Below are 23,843 nucleotides of genomic sequence, written 5' to 3'. Positions count from 1 at the left end.
ATCGTTGACTGACGCCAGCGTCAACGCCGTGGCTGCGCGCCTGCGCAAATCGCGGCCGGATCGGCGTCGCGCCGCTGCCTGTCACTCGCTATGCTGGGATCACCCAGACTGCATCCGAGCCCTGTGACTGCTGCCGATCCCGCTCCGTCCACTGCCGTTTCTGCGCCGCGCGCCCTGGTGTTCGGCGGCAGCGGTCAGATCGGCGAACGCCTGCTGACGCGGCTGCTCGGCCGCGGTTGGCAGGTGACGGCCTGGTCGCGCCAGCCACGTGCCGCGCGCGCCGGGCTGATCTGGCGGCAGGGCGATCTGGCCATGCCGGCTGCCGCGGGCGAGGCATTCGAGGTGATCTTCAGTTGCGGTCCGCTGGACCATTTCGCGCGTTGGTATGTCGAAAATCCGGTGCGTGCTCCGCGCATCGTGGCGTTCGGTTCCACCAGCCTGGAGGTCAAGGAACACTCGATCGACGCGGCCGAGCGCGATGTCGCACAGCGCCTGGCAAATGCCGAACAGGCCCTGTTCTCCGCAGCCCAGGCGCGTGGTGCCACGGCGACGGTGCTGCGCCCGACGCTGGTCTATGGGGCCGGGCGCGACCGCACGCTCACCCAGATCGCCGGGCTGGCGCAGCGCACCGGCGCCTTCGTGCTGCCAGCCAACGCAACCGGGCTGCGCCAGCCGGTGCATGTGGACGATCTGGCCAGCGCCGCGCTGGCGGTGCTCACCCAGCCGGCGACACAGCAGCGCAGCTATGCCGTCGGCGGCGGCGAGGTGCTGGCCTATACGCAGATGGTGGAGCGCGTGCTGGCGGCGCTGCCGCGACCGGCGCGGCTGTATCAGGTGCCGCCCGGCCTGTTCGGCCTTGCCCTCACTGCCGCGCAGCGGCTGGGGCGCCTGCGTGGCATCAATGCGGCCGCATTGCAGCGCATGCGCGATGACCTGGTGTTCGACCTGGAACCGGCGCGACGCGACTTCGGGTATGCGCCGCGCGCCTTTCGTCCGCTGCCCGAAGAGCTCGGCATCGGCGAGTGATACCCCGCAGGTGCACCTGTCTGCCATGCAGCGCTGCGTGGCGCGCAGTCGACCACGCCTGGGGTGCAGCAATAGCGCGTCCTCAGCGTCAGCCGCGGCGGCGCGCAGTCGTAATACGCCGCTTCAACGCAGGGCCACGCCGGCACCGGGCGGTGCGCTGGGGTTGTCGGCCGTGCTCAGTACCGCCAACCCAACTGACGATACAGCTTGGCCAGCACCCAGATCGGCCCGATCAGCAGATAGGTCAGGTCGGTCAGAAAGCTCGGCTTGCGGCCTTCGATCCGGTGGCCGACGAACTGCGCGATCCAGGCCAGCACGAACACTGTCAGCGCCGTGGTGAACAGGCCGCTGAGCCCGAGCCTGCCTTCGATCAACCGGCACAGGCAGCCGAAGAAAAAGAAGATCCCCAGCATGCCCAGCCCGAGCGGACGCGATAAGCGGTTGTAGTACGACCAGGCCGCGAACATCGACAACGCCGCCCATACGCCGCTGCTGAACCAGGTGCCGCCGACCGGGATGCACCACAGCAGGCCCACCACCGACCACAGGATCGCCGGCACCGCCAGCACGTGGATCTGCTGATTGGTCGCGTTGCGATGGTCGTCGGAATAACTGGCGAAATAGCGGTCGATCGGTCGCGCGGTCTTGGTGCGTTCGGTCATGTTCCCTCCCAGGAATGACCCAAGCATACGCGCGCGGATGGCACTGTGGCAGCCGCGCCCCTGCCACGCGCAGCGCGCGTGGCAGGGGTGGCATCCATCAGTTGACCGACACGGCGCTCCACGCTGCGGCAACCGCGCGGTACTGCGTGGAGCTGCTGCCGTACAGATCGGTGGCCGCGCTCAACGTCGCCCGGCGTGCGGCCGCATAGTTGGTCGAGGAGGTCATGTACACCGTCAACGCGCGGTACCAGATGCGGCTGGCCGCCGCCCGGCCGATCGCCGTCAATGCCGTGTTGCCATTGCAGACCAACCCGGCCGGCGTCACGTTCCAGCTGGTGCCCGACCCGAAGCCGCTCGGCACCACCGCCCCTTCGGCCAGCAGATAGTAGAAATGGTTGGCCACGCCCGAGCTGTAATGCACGTTGAGCGAACCCAGGCTGCTGCTGTAGCAATCGGGCGAGTCGCCATCCAGGCTGGGCTTGAACATGTAGCGCAGCGCCAGCGTCCCGCTGCTGTTGCCGGGGATGATCTTCTCGCCGATCAGATAATTGCCCGGCTGCGCGCTGTTGTTGGCGGAATACTCCACCATCGCGCCCATGATGTCGGAGGTGGCTTCGTTCAAGCCGCCCGACTCGCCCGAATACACCAGTCGCGCGGTGCGGCTGGTCACGCCGTGGGTCATCTCGTGGCCGGCCACATCCACCGACACCAACGGCGTGAACGTGCTGCCGTCGCCATCGCCGAAGGTCATGCAGAAGCAGCTGTCCTGCCAGAACGCGTTGTTGTAGCGGCTGCCGTAATGCACCCGGCTGCGTGCACCGGTTCCATCGTTGGCGATGCCGCTGCGCGCATGGGCGGTGCGGAAATAGTCCCAGGTCAATGCGACGCCGTAATGCGCATCCACCGCCGCAGTCACCGTATCGCTATTGGCGCCGCTGCCCCAGGTGTTGTCGGCATCGGTGACCAGCGTGCCGTTGCCGGAGGTGCTGTTGCGCATGTTGTAGGTGGCGCCGCTGCCGCGGCTCAGATCGGTCAATTCATACCCGCTGCTGCAACGCGTCGTTGCCAATGCCACGCTGCCTGCATACAGCGAACGTCCGGTGCCGGCCGCACTGGTGCCGCCCGCGCAGGCGGTATGCACCGTGTCCCAGGACTCGAGAATGCGTTGACTGACTGCATCGACGATGTAATGCATTTCGGTCGGCGTCTGGTCGGGCTTGATGCCGCTGTAGATCACTTCATAAACCAGACGCGGTGCCCCCTGACGCGCATACAAGGCCAGGCTTGCGCGCGGCGCCGCATCGGGTGCCAGATCGAACTGCGCACCGGCCGCACGCATAGCCGTGTCCGCATCGATGCCCGGCACGATGCTCGGGCGCACGCTGGTGTCCATGCTCTGGCTCAACTGACGCATCACTCCGCGTCGCGAATGCACCACCACATCGCCGCCGATGACCGGCAAGCCCCGATAGGTGCGATCAAAGCGCACATGCTCGCTGCCGTCGGCATCGACAATGCTGTCGCGCGCGACAAACGCATCGGCCGTTGCACGGTTGGCCAGCGCCGCAGCGTGATTGCCCAACAAGGATTGCGCGCGCGACACCGCGGCATCCGCGGAAAGATCCGCGGCAGTGGCGACAGCAGACAACGATAGCGCGCAGCAGATCGCCGCGCCCAGGACATGAACTTGCATGACGACTCTCTCCCCGAAAACGTGCAATGCAAAGATCGGCGGCGACACGCATCACGGCCGATCGCGACTGGCAACAGGTGCCTGCAGATAAACTTGCACAGTCCATGACAGCGCAGTAGGAAAAGTTACAGCTGTGTTGCGTTCTGTGCGCCGCGCCACTTTGCGATGTGGAGGGCATCGCAGAGCGCCCGACGTGGCGCTGCGTGTGGGACGTCGTCAGCGCTGCAGGCCATGTTTAACCGACGTCTGAAAGGTGTGTCGATCTCCGGTGGCAGGCAATCGGCCAACGGCGAAAGCAAGGCGCTGATGCGTGTGTGCCGAGGTACGGTTGCCGCATCGTTCTCGGCGGCAATGCGAGAGCAGGACACGCACAAAAAAACCGGCCAGAGACCTGGCCGGTTTTCTTGTGCTGCACCGTTGAGCCCTCAGCGGCCGCCGATCGCGACCCTCTGCTGCTCGTCCTGAGCGCGCTGCTGCGAAGCCTGGCCAGCCAGCAATTGCGCACTGGTCTGCTCGAGCGTGGGGGCAGGCTGGTTCAGATCCACCGCCGCACGGAAGCCCGGCGTGGTACCCATGACGAACGCCTTGCCATCCTGCACGGTGACGTTCTGCAGCTTGTCTGCCGAATCGATCCCGTTCTGCTTGGCCTGCAGCGTGACGTGGGCCGCCGTCTCGTTGGAGATCATGCTGGGCAGCCTGCTGCGGATCGCGGTGTGCAAGGCATGGTCCGGGTGCGAGGCATCGTCGAGCGACGGACCCTTGGGCGCAGCGACAGGCGTCTGTGCTGCCTGTGCCTGTGCCGGTTGTGCGGACAACGCGGCCTGCGTGTTGCGCCCCACCACGCCATCGGGCTGCAGTCCGTGCTGCTTCTGGAACGCAATCACCGCCTCCCGCGTGTTGTCGCCAAAGCGACCATCCTCGGCAAGCCGGTTGCCCTGCGCATCGCGCACGCCAAGCCGGTTGAGGTCCTGCTGCAGCTTGCCGACATCGCCGCCCTGCTCGCCATGCCGCAGCGTGCCATTGCCCGCCGGTGTCGCTGGCTGGGAGTGGCGCGCGCCCGACTCCTGCTGATGACCCTGATTCCAGAACGTCTCCGGGCTGGTCAACTTGCCGCTGGCATCGCGCAGTTGGTAATGCACATGCTGTGCGTACTGGCTGTTGCCGTTCGGGCCGCGTCCACCCATCGTGCCGATGGCATCGCCCGCGGACAGCGCCTGACCTTCTTTCACCTTGAGTGCGTCCAGGTGCAGGATCTCGTGCGAGTTACCCTGTGCATCGCGAATCTTGACAGTGCCGTAGTTGCCGCCCGCAAACGTCACGGTTCCGGAGACCGGCGAATGCACCGTCGGGTGCTGCAGGTTGCGGCCTGTCTGGCCACCCTGGTAGTTGAAGTCGGTACCGCCGTGATCGCGGGCACTGCGATGCTCGCCATAATGGCCGGTGATGTGCGGCGCCGTCCCGTTCTGCGGCGGGAGCATCCGTTCCATCGTGTGCTGAAACGTGCTGGAACCGCCATGCTGCGGCTGCGCAGGTGCTGGCGCAGCGGGCTGCACCGGCTGTCCGAGCTGGCCATGTGCCAGGTTGTTCATCAGCTCTGGAGTGATATCGCGCTGCCAGCGGGCAAACCGGTTCTCGCGGTCGGCCAATCCATTCGGCGGATCGCCACCGTTGATCGCAACGCCTGCCGCATGCGCGTCCTGCCTGGCGGCCTGTGGCACGTTGTTCTGCCAGTACCAGGTCGCGATGCGGGATGCGTTCTCAGGTTGTGCCGCCAGATCGGGGTGCGCCACCAGGTCCAGGTTCAACGCTTCGCCGGCCGCACGATATTGATCCTTGCCGGTGAGCTGCATGTAACCGCGGCCACGGTACAGGTAGCCATCGCCGGGCTCGTTATTGCCCATGCGCCCGCCATACATCAATTCGGCCAGTTTTTCCGGTTGCCCGCGCAGGGCATCCAGACGCGCCTGCTCCAGGGCCTCGGGCCCCTCACGCAGTGCGGATCGCACCTTCGAACTCACCTGTGAGGATCCATGCGTATAGCGGAACCCTTCTTCCAGGCGGTTGAGGCCCATCGACTCATGACCCACCTGGGCCATGAAGTTTGCCAGCTCCTTCGGCTGGGTAATGCCTGCTGCATAGGCTGATTGGAGCAGCCCTGTTTCGCGATCGGTTGCCATGGGAGTAACTCCTCATTTCTCAGCAACATGAAATAACGGACTCCTTCCTTGTCCGTGCAAACCATTACTTCCGTTTAATTCGCCTTCTCGGCTGCGGCGTCGTCCAATGCCGCAGCTTTCTTCAATGTGGAGGGATCAAATTCCGCGAATGCCACCGTGCCGAAATCCTTGGTGGTTAATTCCAGGGTGTTGTGCTGCTCGGTCTCGGTATCGGACAGGTCACGCACCACCTTGTCCAGCAACCAGCTCTGCTTGTCTGCCGAGTACTTGAATGTAAAGTCGTCTGCCCAGCGCTCACGCGATCCGCCGGAAATGGAAATGGTGAATTGCCCGGGCTGGATGCGCGAAAACGCATAGGGGTCGCCTGCCAGGCCGCCACAACGGGCGCATGGGACGATCTTGCTGTTTTCGGCAGCCTTTTTCAGCGCGCCGTCGGCAGTCTGTGTCAGCAACAGGACCGTACGCGGCTGCCCCTCACCAAGCTTTTCCGCACCAGTGGCTGGCGGGGAAATCACCACCAGCGCATCGGAGCGCCCCGCGCCAGTCAGATCGCCGCGGATGGTCTCCAGAGCCTTCGATCCCGCCGGAATGAAGGAGTCTATCGTGCCCATAGGTACAGTCCCTTGTGTCGGTGATGCGGGGGGTGTTGCGGCAGGTGCGGACGACTGCGTCGCCGCGGTATCGGCAGCAGCCGTCGGCCGCTCGGTTGCACCGCCCGCCTGGGGGCCGTTACAGGCCGCAAGGACAACTGCCAATGCAGGGCCGATCAATCGGAAAGGGCGCAAGGTTATCTCCTGGAACGATGGCAGGTATGCGATGAACGGCGCGGCCGCTGGCGCGCAGATTACAGGGATTGGTCGTCCACCTTGACCAGCATCCAGCAAGGGCGCTGGGCGAAGTGGTAGACCTGCTGGTCGCCGGTGTCCGGTGTGCGGACCAGCACCTGGCGGCCATCGGCTTCTTCGGAAATCGTGACTTCGCGGCCGCCGTTGCGGGCCGCCTCCAGGTTCGGGATGACGGGCCATTCAACGTCGGCCAGCGCAACCGTACGGGTGACCGGCGCCGGCTCGGGCTGTGCGTCCTGGTCGAGTTGAATCATCGTCAGCGGATCGGCCGTGGCCTTTTCCTGTACCGCTATGTCCGCACTGAAGCTTTTCAGAAACGTAGCGAAGTCGGTGCTGGGGCAGGTTGCCGCCTGGGCAGGCGTTGCTGCAGCGGCAGCAGGTGTCGAGGCGGCAGGTGCGGCAGCCGCAGCAGGCATCGCAGCGCCGGCTGGCTCTGCTTGCGGTTTGCAGGCAACCAGCGCCAGGCTCAGTGCGAGCGCGTGCAGGGACGTTCGGAAAAGGGCCAAGGGATCCTCCTGATCATGGTGGGCAACGGGTGCGCGGGCGGGATGCTATCCGCGCGCTACCTGCAAATGTGTGAAGGCTTGCGGTACCGAGGGTGACCCAAACCGGCCGGCAGGCGGCAGGCCAACACCCCAGGAGAGCCACCCGCCCGACGATCCGTGCCCCGGCGCTCGGGTCGTTCCATTGCCGGTGATGCCGCCAACACACGCCAGGCTAACGCAAATCCCGCCTTCGCAAAAATCATGATGATTTGATTAGGGGTTACCTGCGGATTCATCAGGCCGGCGCGGGTGACTCTATCCCGTTTGAAAACACATCGAGTGCATCCGCACCCACCCATCCCTGCGCGCACTCGCCGACGTACTGGCCCGGTGCGGCGGCGTGGCAGCTGTCACCAGCGGCGGCGCTCGAGCGTTGGATCGGCCTGTCGCCGTATGTTCCGCATGCGGGGTTGTTCTTGCATTGGGCAACAGTGTCTGCAGGGATCGCGATGACGTAGTAATACAGCGGGGTCTGTCCAGCGCGGCCGATCGCCTGGATGCAGACGCGCTGGCCCTGCGCCAGCCTGGCTCTTGCGATCGCATTACTTCCAGTGGTTGGCACCGCGTCGAGTACATCCACCCCGTTTGCTTGCGCCACGCCGGCAAAGAAGCCCGTATTGCCACATGCAGGTGAGAGCTCTACGTCATAGAAATCGCCGGCATCGACATTTCCGGCCGTACAGCCTTTTGCCATGTTCGCATCGGCGCACTGCACGCCGGCTGCCTGCAGTAAGGCAGCGAGCCGGTCATTGCCGGAAGCGCCACCAGGAGAGGTGGCATGTGCTGCTGCAGACGCCGACGCCGTGGATGTGACTGGCGGCGCGGCAGGCGCTGCCGATTCGCCGGCGCTGCACGCGCTCACTGCAAGCAGCGCCGGCAGGAGGGCGTTGCGTAACGCCGGCAATCTGCGCAAGGAAAAACAGGAGAGAGCCATTGCGACTTCCTTGGACAATGGATGGCGTCAGGTGCGTGCTTGGGCGCTCGATGACGAGCGCCGGCCGCCAGTGCTGCTTTGGCGCAGCGTCAAAGCCCCGAGTGCGGGGCCTTGAAGATCAATCAACCGAAATACCCGCCAACCGCTGCAATGCCTCGGCATATTTTGCGCGCGTGCGTTCGATCACGTCTGCCGGCAGGCTGGGGCCGGGGGCGGTCTTGCCCCAGTCCAGGGTTTCCAGGTAATCGCGCACGAACTGCTTGTCGTAGCTGGGCGGGCTGGTGCCGAGTTCGTACTGGTCGGCGGGCCAGTAACGCGACGAGTCCGGGGTCAGCATCTCGTCCATGATGTACAGGCGGCCATCGGCATCGGTGCCGAATTCGAACTTGGTATCGGCCAGCAGGATGCCGCGTTCGGCGGCGAAATCGGCGGCGAAACGGTAGATGCGCAAGGTGGCATCGCGGACGCGTTCGGCAAGCTCGGCGCCGACGGTCATGACCATCGCGTCGAAGTCGATGTTTTCGTCATGGTCACCGACCGCGGCCTTGGTCGACGGGGTAAAGATCGGCTCGGGCAGTTTCTCGGCCTGGCGCAGGCCGTCGGGCAGTTCGATGCCGCTGATCTTGCCGGTGCGCTGGTAGTCCTTCCAGCCGCTGCCGATCAGATAGCCGCGTGCGATCGCTTCCACCGGCACCGGCTTGAGCTTGCGCGTGACGACCGCGCGCCTGGCATACAGCGCCGGGTCCACACCTTCGGGCAGCACCTGCTCCACGGTGATGTCGACCAGGTGGTTGGGCATCAGGTGCTCGGTCTTGTGGAACCAGAAGTTGGACACCTGGCACAGCATCTCGCCCTTGCCAGGGATCGGGTCGGGCAGCACCACGTCGAACGCGGACAGGCGGTCGGTCGCCACCATCAACAGATAATCGCCCGGGGGCGCATCGGCGGGCAGGCGCTCGCGGGGAATGTCGAAGACATCGCGGACCTTGCCACGGTGACGCAACGGCAGGCCGGGCAGATCGGATTGCAACAGCGTGGTCGACACAGGCACTCCTAAGGACGTCGCAATGACGCTGTCCCCGGGACCCGGCGGGCCCGCGGGTGGGCAGCGGGCCGCGTAGTGTACGGCGCTTCGGTGCGCGCCGCTGTATTTATTGGAGCCCGCCTGCGTGCCGGCGTGCAGGCCGCGTCAGCCAGGCCGGGCGGGCGTTCGGGTAAGATCGCCAGCCCGCCTTCCCGCCCCCCCGATCGCACATGTCCTGGTATGGAAAACTGCTCGGCGCACTGGCCGGCGCCCTGCTGTTCCGCGGCGCGCCGGTGGTCGGGCTGATGATCGGCCTGGCGATCGGGCATGCGGTGGACGCCGGTTGGTTCAAGCGCCGCGCCGAAAACCCGTACGAGGCGCTGGGACTGGAGCCGGACGCCACCACTGCCGAGATCGACCTGGCCTATCGCCGGCTGATGTCGCGCTACCACCCGGACAAGGTGGCCAACGCCGAGCCGGAAGCACGCCGCCAGGCCGAGCGGAAAGCCAGCCAGATCAATGCGGCCTACGACCGGATCCAGCGCCTGCGTAAACGCTGATCCAGCCGCCGCGTTCCGGCATCGGCATTGGCGCCACCATCAAACACGCCCGACCCCTTGCAGGTCGGGCGTGGTCACGCAAGCTCCAGAACTCAGAAGCGATAGGTCGCCGTCAGGCGCACCGCATTCGACGAGAAGTCCGTATCGGTGCGGCGCAGATCGGTACCGGCCGGGTTGACGCGCAGGAACGGGTTGGTGGCCGGCGCGGTGCCCGGGCCAACACGCACGCGGGTGTCTTCGTCCTGCAGGCGGGTGAACAGGTACTCCACGCCGACCGAGACGTTGTCGCTCAAGCGGCGCTGCAGGCCCAGGCCGGCCTGGTAGCCGTCGGCGCTGTCGCCGCCGCTGCTGGTGAAGCTGTTGGCGGTGTTGCTGCTGGAGAAGCTGTGGTCGAACTCGCCGCGTGCCACGCCGGCGGTGACATAGGCCAGATAGTCACCCTGCGCGCCGAAGGCATAGCCGATACGGCCGCGCAGGGCCGCAGTGCGGTTGAGCTGGCGGGTGAAGGTGTAGAACGCCGGGGTGGTGCTGAAGGCGCTGACGCTGTCGCGCAGGTCGTTGCGGGTGTATTCGGCGACCACGCCGTAGACCCAGTTGCCGGCCTGCCAGTCGTAGCCCAGCCGCGCGCCGTATTCGGCGCCGCCCTTGTCCTTGCTGCAGCCGCTGGCCGGGGTGCGCCCGGCCGCCGCGCCGCCGCAGAATCCGGGCGAGAAGGCATCGGCGCCAGTCGGCGTGCTGACCTGGTCGCCATCGCGGCCGTCCAGGTTGGTATCAAAGCCGAAGCGGCCGCCGGAAACGCCACTGACGTCGGCGCCGCCGACATTGGCGCCGATCGAGAAACCTGACCAGTCGGCTGGGCCGGTCTGTGCCCAGGCGGACGGGGCGAGGGCCATCAAAACGAACGCAGCGGAGGCGAGCGGGGTGGTCTTCATGCGGTGTCCTTGGCGAAAGGGCGCGATGCGCCGGTCAGGTGCATACGCAGGCGGGACCGGCGCGGATGCACCGGCGTTGCGTGCCTGCGACAATGCGTGTCCCGTTCCTTGACGAGCTGCCCATGCAACCGACGGCGATTGCCCCGTCCATCCTGTCCGCCGATTTCGCCCGCCTGGGCGAGGAAGTGAACAACGTCCTGAAGGCCGGCGCCGATTGGGTGCACTTCGACGTGATGGACAACCACTACGTGCCCAACCTCACCATCGGCCCGATGGTGTGCCAGGCGCTGCGCAAGCACGGCATCACCGCGCCGATCGACGTGCACCTGATGGTCGAGCCGGTGGACCGCATCGTGCCGGACTTCGCCGAGGCCGGTGCCACCACCATCAGCTTCCATCCCGAAGCCAGCCGCCATGTGCACCGCACGATCCAGCTGATCAAGTCGCACGGCTGCCAGGCCGGCCTGGTGCTCAACCCGGCCACCCCGGTGGACATCCTGGACTGGGTGCTGCCCGAGCTGGATCTGGTGCTGGTGATGTCGGTCAACCCCGGCTTCGGCGGGCAGGCCTTCATTCCCTCGGCGCTGGATAAATTGCGCGCCATCCGCAAGAGGATCGACGCGTTGGGCAAGCCGATCCGGCTGGAGATCGACGGCGGGGTCAAGGCCGACAACATCGGCGCGATCGCTGCGGCCGGTGCCGACACCTTCGTCGCCGGCTCGGCCATCTTCAACGCGCCCGACTATGCGCAGGTGATCGCGCAGATGCGCGCAGCGGTGGACGCGGTGCGATGAGCGCGCCCACGCTGCAGATCCGCGCTGCCACGCCGAACGATGCGCAGCTGCTGCACGAGCTGATCACCGCACTGGCGGTGTACGAGCGCGAGCCCGATGCGGTCAAGGCCAGCCCGGAGGACCTGCGCACCAGCCTGTTCGGCGATGGGGCCACTGCGCATGCACTGATCTGCGAGCAGGATGGCCAGGCGCTGGGATTTGCGGTGTATTTCTTCAACTACTCGACCTGGCTCGGCCGCAACGGCCTGTATCTGGAAGACCTGTTCGTGCGTCCGCAGGCGCGCGGGCAGGGCGCCGGCCTGGCCTTGTTGCGGCATCTGGCCCGGTTGGCCGTGCAGCGTGGCTGCGGGCGTTTCGAATGGTCGGTGCTGGACTGGAACCAGCCGGCCATCGACTTCTACCAGGCGGCCGGTGCGCGCCCGATGGACGGCTGGACCGTCTACCGGCTCGACGGCGAACGCCTGGCCGCCTTCGCCGCCGGTACCTGAGCGCGGCCTGCCGCGCCGCCGTGGCACGCAAGAAGAAGGCCGCCCCCACCGGAGCGGCCTTCAGGAAAATTGGAGGCTGATCCTGCCTCCGCCCGTCGTCCCTGCTATGGCCTTCCACTCTCCGGGTCATCGGTGACATGCCGATGACAGTCAGGCGACGCTGTGTATTCACGGGGCACGCAGCGGGCCGCTGCTAGCCTGCGGCCACCACCCTCACAGCATTGGCAGCGTGCATGGCCGCGTCCCACTGGCGTCTGATCCTCAATGGCAAGTCCACCGACAACCTGGACCTGCGTGAGGCGGTGGGAACGCTGCGCGAGCGCGGCATCCAGCTCGAGGTGCGGGTCACCTGGGAAGACGGCGATGCCGAGCGCTATGTCGGCGAAGCGGTTGCCGACGGCGCCCACACCGTGATCGCGGCCGGGGGCGACGGTACCTTGAGCGAAGTGGCCGCCGCGCTGGCGCATCACATGGCCGACGCCGCCACGCTGCCGTCGCTGGGCCTGGTGCCGCTGGGGACCGCCAACGACTTCGCCACCGCCGCCAATCTGCCGATCGAGCCGCTCGCCGCGTTGACGTTGATCGCCGAGCGTGCGGCCGAGCCGATCGACCTGCTGCGCATCGACGCCGAGCACGGCCCGCACTGGTGCGCCAACGTCGCCAGCGGCGGGTTCGGCACCCAGGTCACCGTCGAAACCGACGAAGGCCTGAAGAAGATGCTGGGCGGCCTGGCGTATCTGATCACCGGCATGTCGCGGCTGGGCCGGATCGACCCGATCAGCGCCCGCTTCAGCGGCCCGGACTTCCGTTGGGAAGGCGAGTTCATTGCACTTGGCCTGGGCAACGGCCGCCAGGCCGGCGGCGGCCAGGCGCTGTGCCCGGAGGCCCTGATCGACGACGGCCTGCTCGACGTCACCATCGTGCCCGCGCTCAACGGCGAAGTGGCCGCCACCCTCGGCACCCTGGTCACCGGCGGCAAACAGGCCGCGCTGGAGCGCGTGGCCGTGCGCGCGCGGCTGCCGTGGCTGGAGATCGTCTCGCACCAGCCGCTGACCTTGAACCTGGATGGCGAGCCGGAGACCTCGCTGCATTTCCGCATCGAATGCGTGCCGGCGCGGTTGCGGATGCATTTGCCGGTGGAGTGCCCGTTGCGGAGCGTTTGAGCTCTGGGAATCGGGAATCGGGAATCGGAAGAGCGATAGAGCGATAGGGCGGGTGTTGCGGCGTGTTGGTGTCATGGGCTGTAAGACACCCAAGGCCGGACTGGCTCGGCTTCGCGATTTGCGCGGCCTTGGTCTCGCGCCTGCTGCCCTTGCGCGGCAGTTGCGCTACAGTAGCGGCGTGTCCCGCCTGACGACTCCACGCTCCTTCTCTTCCGCTCGCCGCTGGTGGCGATGGTGGCCCGTTGCCGTCGTCCGCCCCGCCACAGAGTCCCGGAAGGAAAGTCGTCTTGATCACTGCAGAGCAGTTCCAGCGCCAGGCCGCTGAAGGTCACACCCGTATCCCCGTCGTCCGCGAAGTGCTGTCCGACCTGGACACGCCGCTGTCGGTCTATCTAAAGCTTGCTGACGGCGCCTACACCTACCTGTTCGAATCGGTCGAAGGTGGCGAACGCTTCGGGCGCTATTCCATCATCGGCCTGCCGGCGCGGCGCGTGTACAGCTTCCGCGGGCATACGCTGGAAATCAGCGAGCACGGCGAAGTGCTGGAAACCCGCGAGGTCGCCGATCCGCTGGCCGAAGTGGACGCCTTGCGCGCCGAGCATTCGGTGCCGCAGCTGGACGGCCTGCCCGGTTTCACCGGTGGCCTGGTCGGCTGGTTCGGTTTCGAGTGCATCCAGTACATCGAGCCGCGCCTGGGCACCGGCGACAAACCCGATGAGCTGGGCACGCCGGACATCCTGCTGATGCTGTCCGAAGAGCTGGCGGTGTTCGACAACCTCAAGGGCCGGCTGTACCTGATCGTGCATGCCGACCCACGCCAGCCGCAGGCCTATGTGCGCGCCAACCGGCGCCTGGACGAACTGGCGCACCGCCTGCGTCAGGGCGGCGCCGGGTATCCGCAGGCGCAGATTTCCGATGCGATAGACGAGTCGGATTTCCGCTCCTCGTTTACCCGCGAGGAATACCACGCGGTGGTGCGCAAGGCGCAGGAATACGTGCGCGCCGGCGACATCTTCCAGGTGGTGCCGTCGCAACGCTTGCGCGTGCCGTTCCGTGCGCGCCCGGTGGATGTGTATCGCGCGCTGCGTGCGCTCAATCCATCGCCGTACATGTATTTTCTCGATGTCGGCGGTACCCAGGTGGTCGGCTCCTCGCCGGAAATCCTGGCGCGCCTGCGCGATGGCGTGGTCACCGTGCGTCCGATCGCCGGTACCCGCCCACGCGGCGCAACACCGGAGCTGGACAAGGCGCTGGAAGAAGAATTGCTGGCCGACCCGAAAGAGCGCGCCGAGCACGTGATGCTGATCGACCTGGGTCGTAACGATGTCGGCCGCGTGGCCGAACCGGGCACGGTCAAGGTGGGCGAGCAGTTCGTGATCGAGCGCTATAGCCACGTGATGCATATCGTCAGCGAGGTCACCGGCACGCTCAAGGCCGGCCTGAATTACAGCGACGTGCTGCGCGCCACCTTCCCGGCCGGCACCGTTAGCGGCGCACCGAAGATTCGCGCGCTGGAGATCATCCGCGAGCTGGAGCCGGTCAAGCGCAACGTCTATTCCGGCGCAGTCGGCTATATCGGCTGGCATGGCGATGCCGACACCGCCATTGCGATCCGCACCGCCGTGATCCAGGACGGGTATCTGTACGTGCAGGCCGGCGGCGGCGTGGTCTACGACTCCGACCCGGACCTGGAATGGCAGGAGACCATGAACAAGGGGCGTGCGCTGTTCCGTGCGGTTGCGCAGGCGGCCAAGGGGTTGTGATGGACGGGCAGGGCAACGCGATGCGCATCAGCTTCCGCAACGACTACAGCGAGGGCGCGCATCCGCGCCTGCTGCAGGCCCTGGCACAGGCCAGCGCCGAACAGAACGCCGGCTATGGTACCGATCGCCACACTGCGCGTGCGGCTGCATTGATTCGCAATGCAGTCGCGCAGGCACAGGCCGACGTGCATCTGCTGGTCGGCGGCACCCAGACCAACCTGACGGCGATCGCGGCGTTCCTGCGCCCGCACCAGGCGGTGATCGCGGTGGAGGCCGGGCACATCGCCACGCACGAAACCGGCGCCATCGAAGCCACCGGCCACAAGGTGCTGGCCGTGCCCGCGTTGCACGACAAGCTGACCCCGGCGCTGATCCAGCCGTTGCTGGACGTGCACGGCAACGAGCACATGGTGCAACCACGCCTGGTCTACATTTCCAACAGCACCGAGAGCGGCACCATCTACACGCGTGCCGAACTCCAGGCGCTGTCGCGTTTCTGCCGCGCACACGACCTGCTGCTGTACCTGGATGGCGCACGCCTGGGCGCCGCACTGACTGCCGCTGGCAACGATCTGGACCTGCCGACGATTGCCGCGCTGACCGATGCGTTCTACATCGGCGGCACCAAGAACGGCGCCTTGCTCGGCGAAGCGCTGGTCATCGTCACTCCGGCATTGCAGGCGGACTTCCGCTATCTGATCAAGCAACGCGGCGCGCTGCTGGCCAAGGGCATGCTGCTGGGGTCGCAGTTCGCCACCTTGTTCGAAGACGGCCTGTTCCTCGAGCTGGCCGCGCATGCCAATGCCATGGCGCAGCGCTTGCGCGCCGGCTTGCTGGCCGCTGGCGTGCAGTTCACCAGCGACTCGCCGACCAACCAGCAGTTCATCGTCGTCAGCACAGCGCAGGCCGAACAGCTCACCCGGCGCTACGATTTCGAACGCTGGGAAACCCGCAGCGATGGCCGCCTGGTCATTCGCTTCGTGACCTCATGGGCCACCACGCCGGCGGCGGTCGATCGGCTGTGTGCGGACGTGGCGGCGCTTCTGCAGGACCCCACGCTTTAGGGGCATCACCCGCCATCAAGGAAGACGACAATGAACAGATTCGCCGCTTGGATGCTCGCCACCGCCCTCATGCTACCTGCCGTGGGCGCAGCGCAGATCAATACGCTGCCCTCGCAGCCGCACTTGCTGGTGAAGGGGCAGGCCTATCGGACCGTGGACCCGGACCGGTTCATCGTCGATCTGAAGGTCAGCAACACCAATCCGCAGCCCGACCTGGCACGCACGTTCGTCGAAGAGCGCGCCCGTGTGGTCCTGGATGGGTTGCAGCGCAACCGCGTGCTCAAGGACTCGCTGTATGCCTCTGCGTTGTCGATTGCGCCGCAATCGCGTTACGAGGCGGGTAAATCGGTCTTCGAGGGAACACGCGTGGAGCGCAAGATCCGCGGCACCTTTACGTCCTTGAAGGATGTGCGTGCCTTTCTCGGCGGCTTGGAGGCCAATGAGCATGTCCAGGTGCTGTCGATGCAGACCGCCTACGCCGATGCCGCTGCCTTGCGTGCAGACCTCAAGCGCGAAGCCGCCACGCAGTCGCGCGAATCGGCCCAAGGACTGGCCGCTGCTTACGGCGTGCGGCTCGGCGGGATCTACAGCATCTCCGATGTCGCCCCCAATTTTGCCTATGGCGTCGAGGCGGGCACCTGGTCGGCCCCCGCAGCGCCAAAGCCAGGCTCGGTGGTGTCGCCGCCTTCGCCACCGGCCCCACCGCCGCCGCCTGCGCCAAGCGCCGGAGCCCAGGGCATCGGCGAAAGCCTGCTGACCGGCACGATCACCTACACCGAAAACATCTATGCGGTGTTCCTGATCGCGCAGTGAGCCGCTGCCATCCGGATCGCCTGCAAGGAAAACGTCCATGCCACGGGCAAGTATCCGGAGATATCGCTGGCCACTGCACGCGCCGAGCATGACAAGGCGCGCGCGCTGTTAAAACAGGCGGCGCACGCCAGCGTGCGCGACGGGCAATGGCTGATCGGGATGGGCATGGCCGCTGCCGTGTGCGGCGCGCCGATGTCCAAGGCGGGTGCGTGCGCGCCGGATCGTACCGGCACGGTGACCATCGAGACCGACATGACCGATATCGGCACAGGCAGCGACACCATCGTGGCGCGGGGGTGTCTTACCTCTACGCCGGTTTGCAGGCTCGTCGTCTGCGCGCGGCTTCTTGCGCTTTTTTCGCCAAAATAGTTCATCGGTGCATGCGCCCCGTACCGGCGGTGGCAACATTTGTGCTCGCCGCATGAGACATGCCCGTGTGACCGTATGAGCATGTACTCATATGCAGCTGCTCTGTCACTGCTCTGTCACTGCGAGGCCGCACATGTCGCTCAACACGCTATCGACCGGGAGTGCCGCCGGTCTGTTTCTCCCTCTCACGGATGACGCCTCGTCTCCGGAGGCGCCCGGATCCGATTCGGCCATGAACGACTCCGATCTGTTGCTGGCGATGGATAACCTGTTCCTGCAGCAGATCTACCAGCTGCTTGCCGCCATCTACGGCAATGCGCCGAACGATGGATCAGGCAGCGGACTGGCTGGGTTGTCCACGCCTTCGGCTGACGACATGCAGGCCAGCCAGCCGATCGAGAAACGCACCTCCTGGCCGACGCTAGCGACCCCCTTCGATGCCAAGGACATCAAGGGATCCAAGCTGCCGCCCGCGGTGGATGGATCGTCGGTGACCTGGGACGGCGGCACGCTCACCGCATCGGAGCTTCAGATTGTTTCGACACTCAATCAGCACAAGGACAAGATGCCGCTTGAGTTCGCAAAACTCGACGACAGGATCAACGATCCATCCACACCCCCCGATCTGAAGAGCGCGCTGCAAGGCCTGCAGAAAGACCCGCGTCTGTTCTTTGCCATCGGCTCGCAGGGCGATGGCAAATGCTGCGGCAAGATCAAGGCCGCCGATTTGTGGGATTTTGCAGACCACCATCAACAGGTGACCGATCTGGGCGGGAAGAACGCCGAGTTCAATCCAAAAAATATCAAGGGAGACACGCCGCCGCCGGCAGCAGAGGGCTCCACGGTTACCTGGGACGGCGGCACGCTTACGCAATCCCAGCTGGAGATCGTTTCAACGCTCAATCAGCATCGCGACATGACGCCGATCGAGTTCGACAAGCTCGATGAAAAGATCAACGATCCGGCCACGCCGCCTGACCTGAAAAAAGCCCTGCAAGGTCTGCAGCAGGACCCCGGCCTGTTCTTCGCAATGGCATCCCAGGGACACGGCAAGCACCACCACGACGACCAGGGCAAGTGCAATGGCAAGCTGATTGCGGCCAACCTCTACGACTTTGCCGATCGCCATCCGCAAGTCACTGCCATGGGTGGGAAGAATGCGACCTACAATCCCGAAAAAATGAAAGGGCGCGACCTGCCGCCGCCGGTGGACGGCTCTTCGGTCACGTGGGATGGCGGGACGCTCACCCAGAACGAGTTGGAGATCGTCACCACGCTCGATCGCCACAAGGACAAGCTGCCGCTCGCGTGGGCCGATCTCGATGCGAAGATCAACGACCCGGCGACACCGCCGGATCTGAAGAAGGCATTGACGGAACTGCAAAAGGACCCGCGGCTGTTCTTCGCCATCGGCTCGCAGGGCGATGGCAAATGCGGCGGCAAGATCAAGGCCGGCGATCTCGGCAAGTTCTCGGCCGGCCACGCGCAGGTGGCGGAGTACGCCACCAAGCAAGCCAAGGGCTACACGCAAAACTATGTGGCGTCGGACAGCCCGGACAAGACCGAGCCGACGGTCATGACCGAAAGCGACGCGATGCGCGAGTTCTATCGTTATTCGGACTATCTGCCGAAGGATCTGAACCAGGACGCGTTCAAGCACCTGGTCGAAGGCGACGACAAGACCCAGAAGCGCCCACCGCAGGTCACCGCTGCCGCGCAGTATTTTCGTGAGCACCCCGATCAGTGGAAGGCGCTGGCGGGAGACTCGGGTTCGATGAGTACCCCGGATTTCCTGCAGAAATCCGCATCGCAGATGCACCTGACCGCGCCCGAACTGAAAACGCTGGACACCATCAACAGCCACCAGGACGCGTTTTTCGGCGACGGCAAGGAGGTGACGCGCGACAAGCTCGACACGATCGCCAAAGACGACAAAGCCGACCCCGCAGTGCGCGACGCCGCCAAACAGCTGTTGGGCGACCCGCTGCTGTTCGGCGTGTTGAACAACTCGATCACCGGCTACAAGAAGCCGCACAGCTTCTTCGGTGGTGGCCATGTCGTCGACTCGGGCAAGATCAGCAAGAAGGACTTTCAGCAGTTCTACGAACATATGACGGCGGCCAACAAGACCGCGGAGAAATCGCCCACGCACGCAGCCACATCACCCGACCAGCAGAAGGCCGTCGCGGACATGTTGATGGGCAAGGCCGATCAACCCGAGATCAAGAAGAAGAAAAAGGACATCGGTACCGTCGGCAAGGGATTGCATGAGTTCCTGAAATGGGACAGCAAGATCCTGGACTGGGCCTCGGTCGGACTGAGTGCACTGAACGGCATCCCCGTCATCGGCGAGTTTGCCGATGCAGCAGCGCTGGCACTGGAGAGCGAAGCGCAGGCAGCACAGGTCCTCGACACCGCACTGCAAGGCGGCGACATGTCGCTCGCGTGGAAACTCGCCGGCATCAACATGGCTGGGGCGGTGGTTGGCGCTGTCGGCGGACCTACGGCCAGGCTCGCAGCCAAGGGGGCCGCCAAAGGGGTCGCCGAGGGCGCTGCCAAGGCGGCAAGTGAGGGCGCAGCCAAGGGGGCGAGCAAGGGGGCAGGCGAGGGTGCAGCCAAGGGGGCGAGCAAGGGGGCGAGCAAGGGCGCAGGCGAAGGCGCGGCCAAGGGGACAGCCGAGGGCGCAGCCAAGGGAGCAGGCAAGGGGGCAGCCGAGCGGCAACAGCCAACTGATGCGGTTAAAGGTTATTTAGTAGGTAGCAGCATCAGCAAATCGACTGAGATGCTCAAAGTGCCCGTGTTGGCAGGTTTGCATTACGAAGAGATGCGATTGGACAAGGAGAAGAAGAAAGGCGAGATTCGCCAGAATCTGGAAGACGCGGGCGGGGTGCCACTGGGTAAACAGACTATTCCCAAGCCCATTGCAGACAATTTCGAGGCGGATACGAAGGAGAATCTCAGGAGCTTGAGGGGTGGGCGGCGCAGGTAATGCTCGCCTTCGTTCGGCGTTTGCTGTGAGAGCAGTGCAGGGCGATCACCACGATCGCCTGATGCATTGGCGTGCCGATTAACTGATTTCAGGCGCACGCTCTCGCGGTTCGATAGACGGTGGCCGCCTGACAAAGGTTGGCGACCACCATCTTGCTACCTTGAACGCCAATGTCCCTTGCCGGCTGTTATCTGCGACCGGCAAGCATTCCTGCACCGGCCCCCGGACCGGGGGTGTTCGCGAGAGCTGTGGAAGTGGCGAGCGGAGCAATGACGCTGCATCGAAACGTGAGAGGCCAGCGCGCTGGGGGACTCTCTCTGCTATCGCCTGCCCGAAGCGCATTATCCTGGCCTGCCCGGAAAAGGTGAACGGCCGGACCACTGCAGGGCTGAGCGGTTGGGCTGCAGCCCTGCAGCAATTGCAGAAGGATGTTGCAGAGGTTTTTCTCAGTTGCCTGCGGATAGCTGCGGGCTACCGGGAATCACTGACGGGACCACGTTTGAACACTTGACACATTATTGCTATTGAAATAATTCAATAACTCCTCTCTCGTTCGCACTTCTGTTACATGGCTGACCTGGCGATCCCAGATGACCAGTTTTTCACCTTGGCGCATCGCAGCAACGAGGTGTCCGATGCCTGAATGACGCTCCATGCCGATCGCAATCTTTTCGTAGTTTGGAAGCTGATGAAGCGCACTTGCAAGGTCTTGCGGCGATCCGCGCTGGTGTTTGACACTGCCATTTTCGAATTTACTAATCGCCCAGGTAAACTGGTCTGGCGTCATGCCATGCTGGCTGATGTATTGAATGTTGTCCGGTGTCAGGCCAAGCCCGTTGACAACATCCGCCTCGGCGAGCCCGGTCAGTGCCGCAATCGTATGAAGACCGCAATCGTTACTGGTGCCTGCATGGAATGGCGGCATGCCAAGTGGCCGCATCTGCTGAGCCTGTGCGTTCGACTGAGCAGGCTTGGGGGCGGTGCGATATCTTTTCGGAGCGGAACGTCCCTGGAGCTGTGCAAGCGGCCCATCGCTTTTTGTGGTCGGCCTGCTTTGCCTTTCGGCGCTGGGTGAATTCACTACGGGGTTAGTGTAGGAGCGTGCTGTCTGGGGTGCGGAAGAAACCTTCATGAATACCACTCGCTTGTATTGATGAAATAGGGTGAAACGCAACGCGCGATAGCGAATCCACGTCTGATGTTTGGGGTGGCCGCTATGGGCGGCAACAATGCAGCACGCTGACCATTTTTTGCGACCTGCATCGCGAAGTCGGGCATAGCGATGCGAATCGAATGTCCGGGGTGCAATGGCGTTAATCCCGCATCCGGGTTGTGCAACATGATCCTGTCGTGCTCCAGAGTGCAAGGCACATGATCCAGGTCTCGGTTGCACATTTTTCAGCAGGACATCTTCGCGCGCGGCAAGAGTCTTTCGCAGGGGGTTACCCGGCTATGCATCCGGTAATGGAGACTTTCTCCTACCGGAATGGTGTATCGGTACCCATCGCATACTTTCTCGAGGATTTCGGACAATGTCGGAATTGGGAAATCTCCACACAGCGAACGACACATTCTTCACCAGCCTGGGAGTCCGTCTTGGGTTGCCTGAGGAGCTTGCGCAGCGACTTGGCCAAGGCGAAACCATCCTTGGTCCTGCGGGCATGCTGTGCCGTGTCCACGCGCAGATGCAGCAGGGCGGGATGACGGCGTTTCCGGAAGTGATCCTGCCATTGGCCGCACGCGAGCTCGGCGGCGAGGAGGTGGTGACGCTGCTGGCGCTGCAGGAACAATTGCTGACCCAATACGGCTGGCGGCTCACGCTCTCGGACCTTGGCCTGCTCTGTGTTTGCCCGCTGTTGGTCGAACGCACGCCCGATGCCGTGGCCACTGCGCTGGAGCGCGGGCAGGTGGCCGCACGTGTGGTGCTGGACGCGCTGGTGACGCAGGCCGGCAGCACGGCCGAGGTGGCCTCATGAAGCTCTCCAGCAACATCGGGACCTCTTCCAGCGGCCGCGCAACGTCTCCTGCACCCACACGCCCGACGCATGCCGAGGAGGCCGTCGCCCTGCCACAGGCGCGAGTGCCAACCGGGCCGCTTGCCGGCCTGCCCTCTTCGGGCCCGGTATTGCGCGGTCGCCGCGCACCGGTTGCACGTCGCGTGACCACCGACGCAAGTCATGCCGAGTCCTCGCATGGTGCATCACATCGCTCGGAGTCCTCGCAGTCATCGCATTCTTCCGAGTCGACGGACGCGGCGTTTTACACTCCGTATGTAAGCCCCGCGTCCTCGGTCGTCGATGAGCCGCATGCGCCTGCCGTTGCAGCGAGCTATGCGCAGCGCAGCGCGGCGGCGGCCGCTGAGCTGAAGGCGCAGCTACGGACTCGCCTGGGCAATCTGCGCTTTGCAGCGCCCTCGGAGGAGCAGGAGGCACTGCAGGCCGCGTATCTGGAATGGGCGGACGCGCGCGTGGACGAACGCATCGCCGCGTTCGGGCCGGATGCCGGATACCAGATCGTCGGCGATATGAAGACGGCAGGCGCAAAGGCAGCGTGGCCGATCGCTTACGAGTGCCTCAGGGCCTTCGTCATCGGCTCGATGCGGACTCCGTTCGGTCTCGCCGCGGGTGCAGCCTACGATGGCGCGCGTGCGCCCGGATCGGAGACGCTGAGTACGACGACGCTGTCCGGCACGGTGGCGGGTCTGATGTCCTATACCAGCGATACATTGCTGATCCCGGCGATGGACCGGCGCGCGCGTGTTGCCAACCTGCCGCGGTTCCAGGCCATCGACCCCAAGATCCTGGTGCCCGATCCGCCGCCGGCCCTGCTGGAAATCACTGCCGAGGGCAAACGCTTCACGCGTCCCGGCGAGGGCAACACCGCAACGCTTCCCGAGCTCAAGGCGCAGACCTACGACCTCCGCCAGGGAATCACCCAGTGGCAATCGACCCTGGACGACAAGTCCCTGGACACCTTGCTGCTCAAGCCGACGATCAACGCGGGATTCAACGCGGCGCGGCGGACCTCCGCCGACCCGGGCACGCGTACGCCGGCCGGCCAACTGGGCTTGAGCGCGCTCGCCATTGGCGGGGCAGGGGTGGTGCAGAAGGCGATGCTCGAAACCGGCAAGGCGGTTGCGCGTACCGGCCAGACGCGCGTGCCCGACCTGCTTGGCGGACAGCAGCGGCTGAATCTGTTTGCGCTGGCATTGCCGGACAAGACCCGTCGGCCCGCGCAATGGTCTGACGCCGTGCATTTCCCCAACTACCTGCTGGAAACCGGGATGGAAGGCCTGGCGTTGGCCAGGCAGGCCTTGAGCACCACCAACGCGATCACCACTGCGGTACGCGATGTGCTGGGCCGTCACATGCTCAGCAACGTGCTGGCCAATTTCGCCTCGCTCGGGGCCGGCCGCCTGATCGCTGCGCCCTTGCGTGGCGGTAACGCAAACGGCAGCGTTGCGGGCGAAGCCGCCAATTCCACCGCCACGGTCGTGCAACAGGCAGCGCAGACCCTGTTCAACGACACGATCTGGAATGCGCTCAAGGCCAAGAACGGCGCCAACACCACCCAGGCCACGCGCCTGGACCAGGAACGCGCCGCCAGCGCCGCCGATCATCAACGCACCATCGCAGGCACGCTTCAGGCGCTGGCCGAACCCGTCGAGGCGGCGATCGCGCTGTTTTCGGCGCCGACATCGGCAGAGATTGCGCGCGCCCTGGAGGAGGGGCAGCCGCTTGCGCCTGCAACTGGGCCGCTGGCGGGGAGATTGCGTGAAGCCCTGGAGGAATTGCGCACGGAGGTCGGCACGCAATCGGTCTCGATTGCGACCATCGACACTGTGCTCGACCGCCTGCACGCCGGGCAGGCGGCGATGTTCAGCGGCGTGCCACGCAACGACCTGACCAAGACACTCAAGACCGAGCTACAGAAGCTCAGGCAGGCACTGCACGAAAGCGAGGAACTTCGCCAGTGGGAAAACGGCAGGCCGTGAGCGATCGA

Annotated in this window: 21 protein-coding genes; 11 read left to right on the top strand and 10 right to left on the bottom strand. The window is 65.1% G+C overall.

From position 1 onward, the window contains the following. Window positions 1-123: 123 nt before the first annotated feature. Window positions 124-1,026 carry an NAD-dependent epimerase/dehydratase family protein gene (locus tag EO170_RS11405; RefSeq protein WP_164741011.1) on the top strand — a complete coding sequence of 301 codons (903 nt, stop codon included), beginning with the start codon at window positions 124-126 and terminating at the stop codon, window positions 1,024-1,026. Window positions 1,027-1,202: 176 nt separating this feature from the next. Here the strand turns inward: EO170_RS11405 and EO170_RS11400 are convergent, their stop codons facing one another. The 7 genes from EO170_RS11400 to EO170_RS11370 all read right to left on the bottom strand — a co-directional run bounded on the left by EO170_RS11400 (window position 1,203) and on the right by EO170_RS11370 (window position 8,927). After that, the gene (locus EO170_RS11400; protein WP_119129420.1) at window positions 1,203-1,688 is read right to left on the bottom strand and encodes an Mpo1-like protein; all 486 of its coding nucleotides are present in this window, start codon (window positions 1,686-1,688) and stop codon (window positions 1,203-1,205) included. Between the two features lie 97 nt (window positions 1,689-1,785). Continuing rightward, window positions 1,786-3,381: a M4 family metallopeptidase gene (locus tag EO170_RS11395; RefSeq protein WP_126944971.1), complete on the bottom strand. Its 1,596-nt coding sequence runs from the start codon at window positions 3,379-3,381 to the stop codon at window positions 1,786-1,788. Between the two features lie 425 nt (window positions 3,382-3,806). After that, on the bottom strand, window positions 3,807-5,558 hold the full coding sequence (locus EO170_RS11390; protein ID WP_104583478.1) for a peptidoglycan-binding protein: 1,752 nt from the start codon (window positions 5,556-5,558) through the stop codon (window positions 3,807-3,809). A 74-nt stretch (window positions 5,559-5,632) separates the two neighbouring features. Continuing rightward, window positions 5,633-6,169 carry a hypothetical protein gene (locus EO170_RS11385; RefSeq protein WP_104583479.1) on the bottom strand — a complete coding sequence of 179 codons (537 nt, stop codon included), beginning with the start codon at window positions 6,167-6,169 and terminating at the stop codon, window positions 5,633-5,635. A gap of 233 nt (window positions 6,170-6,402) precedes the next feature. After that, complete coding sequence (locus EO170_RS11380; RefSeq protein WP_126944968.1) at window positions 6,403-6,909, bottom strand: hypothetical protein; 507 nt, start codon at window positions 6,907-6,909, stop codon at window positions 6,403-6,405. A 274-nt stretch (window positions 6,910-7,183) separates the two neighbouring features. Beyond that, entirely contained in the window at window positions 7,184-7,882 is a 699-nt protein-coding gene (locus tag EO170_RS21505; protein WP_206514010.1) for a hypothetical protein, read from the bottom strand. A gap of 118 nt (window positions 7,883-8,000) precedes the next feature. Further along, window positions 8,001-8,927, bottom strand: a complete 927-nt coding sequence (locus EO170_RS11370) for a phosphoribosylaminoimidazolesuccinocarboxamide synthase (RefSeq protein WP_164741009.1) — start codon at window positions 8,925-8,927, stop codon at window positions 8,001-8,003. A 209-nt stretch (window positions 8,928-9,136) separates the two neighbouring features. Here EO170_RS11370 and EO170_RS11365 point away from each other — a divergent pair, with 209 nt between their 5' ends. Then, complete coding sequence (locus tag EO170_RS11365; RefSeq protein ID WP_047126203.1) at window positions 9,137-9,466, top strand: DnaJ domain-containing protein; 330 nt, start codon at window positions 9,137-9,139, stop codon at window positions 9,464-9,466. A gap of 92 nt (window positions 9,467-9,558) precedes the next feature. Here the strand turns inward: EO170_RS11365 and EO170_RS11360 are convergent, their stop codons facing one another. Then, on the bottom strand, window positions 9,559-10,398 hold the full coding sequence (locus EO170_RS11360; RefSeq protein WP_126944965.1) for an outer membrane beta-barrel protein: 840 nt from the start codon (window positions 10,396-10,398) through the stop codon (window positions 9,559-9,561). Between the two features lie 122 nt (window positions 10,399-10,520). Between EO170_RS11360 and rpe the strand changes: the two genes are divergently transcribed. From rpe to EO170_RS11330, 6 genes are all read left to right on the top strand, one after another. Next, a complete protein-coding gene (gene rpe / locus EO170_RS11355; protein ID WP_126944962.1) occupies window positions 10,521-11,192 on the top strand; it encodes a ribulose-phosphate 3-epimerase in 672 nt (223 codons plus the stop codon). Then, on the top strand, window positions 11,189-11,680 hold the full coding sequence (locus EO170_RS11350) for a GNAT family N-acetyltransferase (protein WP_104583483.1): 492 nt from the start codon (window positions 11,189-11,191) through the stop codon (window positions 11,678-11,680). Before rpe ends, EO170_RS11350 begins: the two co-directional genes overlap by 4 nt. A 233-nt stretch (window positions 11,681-11,913) precedes the next feature. After that, entirely contained in the window at window positions 11,914-12,843 is a 930-nt protein-coding gene (yegS, locus tag EO170_RS11345; protein ID WP_126944959.1) for a lipid kinase YegS, read from the top strand. A 287-nt stretch (window positions 12,844-13,130) separates the two neighbouring features. Continuing rightward, window positions 13,131-14,606: an anthranilate synthase component I gene (trpE, locus tag EO170_RS11340; protein ID WP_126944956.1), complete on the top strand. Its 1,476-nt coding sequence runs from the start codon at window positions 13,131-13,133 to the stop codon at window positions 14,604-14,606. Beyond that, on the top strand, window positions 14,606-15,670 hold the full coding sequence (locus EO170_RS11335) for an aminotransferase class I/II-fold pyridoxal phosphate-dependent enzyme (RefSeq protein WP_126944953.1): 1,065 nt from the start codon (window positions 14,606-14,608) through the stop codon (window positions 15,668-15,670). The genes trpE and EO170_RS11335 overlap by 1 nt, the downstream gene beginning before the upstream one ends. A gap of 30 nt (window positions 15,671-15,700) precedes the next feature. Beyond that, window positions 15,701-16,483 (top strand): SIMPL domain-containing protein, encoded by a 783-nt coding sequence (locus EO170_RS11330; RefSeq protein ID WP_126944950.1) that lies wholly within the window; start codon window positions 15,701-15,703, stop codon window positions 16,481-16,483. On the opposite strand, the gene EO170_RS21755 is transcribed toward EO170_RS11330, so the two are convergent. Then, entirely contained in the window at window positions 16,456-16,857 is a 402-nt protein-coding gene (locus EO170_RS21755; RefSeq protein WP_241239427.1) for a hypothetical protein, read from the bottom strand. The two genes, EO170_RS11330 and EO170_RS21755, sit on opposite strands and share 28 nt — an antisense overlap. A 128-nt stretch (window positions 16,858-16,985) precedes the next feature. Here EO170_RS21755 and EO170_RS11320 point away from each other — a divergent pair, with 128 nt between their 5' ends. Beyond that, complete coding sequence (locus EO170_RS11320; protein ID WP_126944947.1) at window positions 16,986-19,841, top strand: HrpF/NolX family T3SS translocon protein; 2,856 nt, start codon at window positions 16,986-16,988, stop codon at window positions 19,839-19,841. A 481-nt stretch (window positions 19,842-20,322) separates the two neighbouring features. On the opposite strand, the gene EO170_RS11315 is transcribed toward EO170_RS11320, so the two are convergent. Continuing rightward, complete coding sequence (locus EO170_RS11315) at window positions 20,323-20,973, bottom strand: hypothetical protein (RefSeq protein ID WP_126944944.1); 651 nt, start codon at window positions 20,971-20,973, stop codon at window positions 20,323-20,325. A 400-nt stretch (window positions 20,974-21,373) separates the two neighbouring features. Here EO170_RS11315 and hap3 point away from each other — a divergent pair, with 400 nt between their 5' ends. Next, on the top strand, window positions 21,374-21,817 hold the full coding sequence (hap3, locus tag EO170_RS11310) for an Hpa3 family type III secretion system protein (protein ID WP_115675786.1): 444 nt from the start codon (window positions 21,374-21,376) through the stop codon (window positions 21,815-21,817). Further along, window positions 21,814-23,835, top strand: coding sequence for a type III secretion system effector XopF1 (xopF1, locus tag EO170_RS21500; protein WP_164741008.1), 2,022 nt, complete (start codon window positions 21,814-21,816; stop codon window positions 23,833-23,835). Before hap3 ends, xopF1 begins: the two co-directional genes overlap by 4 nt. Window positions 23,836-23,843: the final 8 nt, after the last annotated feature.

Origin of the sequence: Xanthomonas sp. BRIP62409 (genome assembly GCF_003992965.1) — a bacterium.
GTDB classification, from domain to species: Bacteria; Pseudomonadota; Gammaproteobacteria; order Xanthomonadales; family Xanthomonadaceae; genus Xanthomonas; species Xanthomonas euroxanthea.
Note: the sequence above shows the minus strand (reverse complement) of the source record. Positions and strands in the feature narration are given on the sequence as shown.

Bases quoted from the DNA above. Each gene is read 5' to 3' on its own strand.
- EO170_RS11320 (WP_126944947.1), top strand. From the start codon at position 16,986: ATGTCGCTCAACACGCTATCGACCGGGAGTGCCGCCGGTCTGTTTCTC.
- hap3 (WP_115675786.1), top strand. From the start codon at position 21,374: ATGTCGGAATTGGGAAATCTCCACACAGCGAACGACACATTCTTCACC.
- EO170_RS11350 (WP_104583483.1), top strand. From the start codon at position 11,189: ATGAGCGCGCCCACGCTGCAGATCCGCGCTGCCACGCCGAACGATGCG.
- EO170_RS11315 (WP_126944944.1), bottom strand. From the start codon at position 20,973: ATGAAGGTTTCTTCCGCACCCCAGACAGCACGCTCCTACACTAACCCC.
- EO170_RS11330 (WP_126944950.1), top strand. From the start codon at position 15,701: ATGAACAGATTCGCCGCTTGGATGCTCGCCACCGCCCTCATGCTACCT.
- EO170_RS21755 (WP_241239427.1), bottom strand. From the start codon at position 16,857: ATGAACTATTTTGGCGAAAAAAGCGCAAGAAGCCGCGCGCAGACGACG.
- EO170_RS11335 (WP_126944953.1), top strand. From the start codon at position 14,606: ATGGACGGGCAGGGCAACGCGATGCGCATCAGCTTCCGCAACGACTAC.
- yegS (WP_126944959.1), top strand. From the start codon at position 11,914: ATGGCCGCGTCCCACTGGCGTCTGATCCTCAATGGCAAGTCCACCGAC.
- EO170_RS11365 (WP_047126203.1), top strand. From the start codon at position 9,137: ATGTCCTGGTATGGAAAACTGCTCGGCGCACTGGCCGGCGCCCTGCTG.
- EO170_RS11395 (WP_126944971.1), bottom strand. From the start codon at position 3,381: ATGCAAGTTCATGTCCTGGGCGCGGCGATCTGCTGCGCGCTATCGTTG.
- EO170_RS21505 (WP_206514010.1), bottom strand. From the start codon at position 7,882: ATGGCTCTCTCCTGTTTTTCCTTGCGCAGATTGCCGGCGTTACGCAAC.
- EO170_RS11360 (WP_126944965.1), bottom strand. From the start codon at position 10,398: ATGAAGACCACCCCGCTCGCCTCCGCTGCGTTCGTTTTGATGGCCCTC.
- EO170_RS11390 (WP_104583478.1), bottom strand. From the start codon at position 5,558: ATGGCAACCGATCGCGAAACAGGGCTGCTCCAATCAGCCTATGCAGCA.
- EO170_RS11400 (WP_119129420.1), bottom strand. From the start codon at position 1,688: ATGACCGAACGCACCAAGACCGCGCGACCGATCGACCGCTATTTCGCC.
- xopF1 (WP_164741008.1), top strand. From the start codon at position 21,814: ATGAAGCTCTCCAGCAACATCGGGACCTCTTCCAGCGGCCGCGCAACG.
- EO170_RS11385 (WP_104583479.1), bottom strand. From the start codon at position 6,169: ATGGGCACGATAGACTCCTTCATTCCGGCGGGATCGAAGGCTCTGGAG.
- rpe (WP_126944962.1), top strand. From the start codon at position 10,521: ATGCAACCGACGGCGATTGCCCCGTCCATCCTGTCCGCCGATTTCGCC.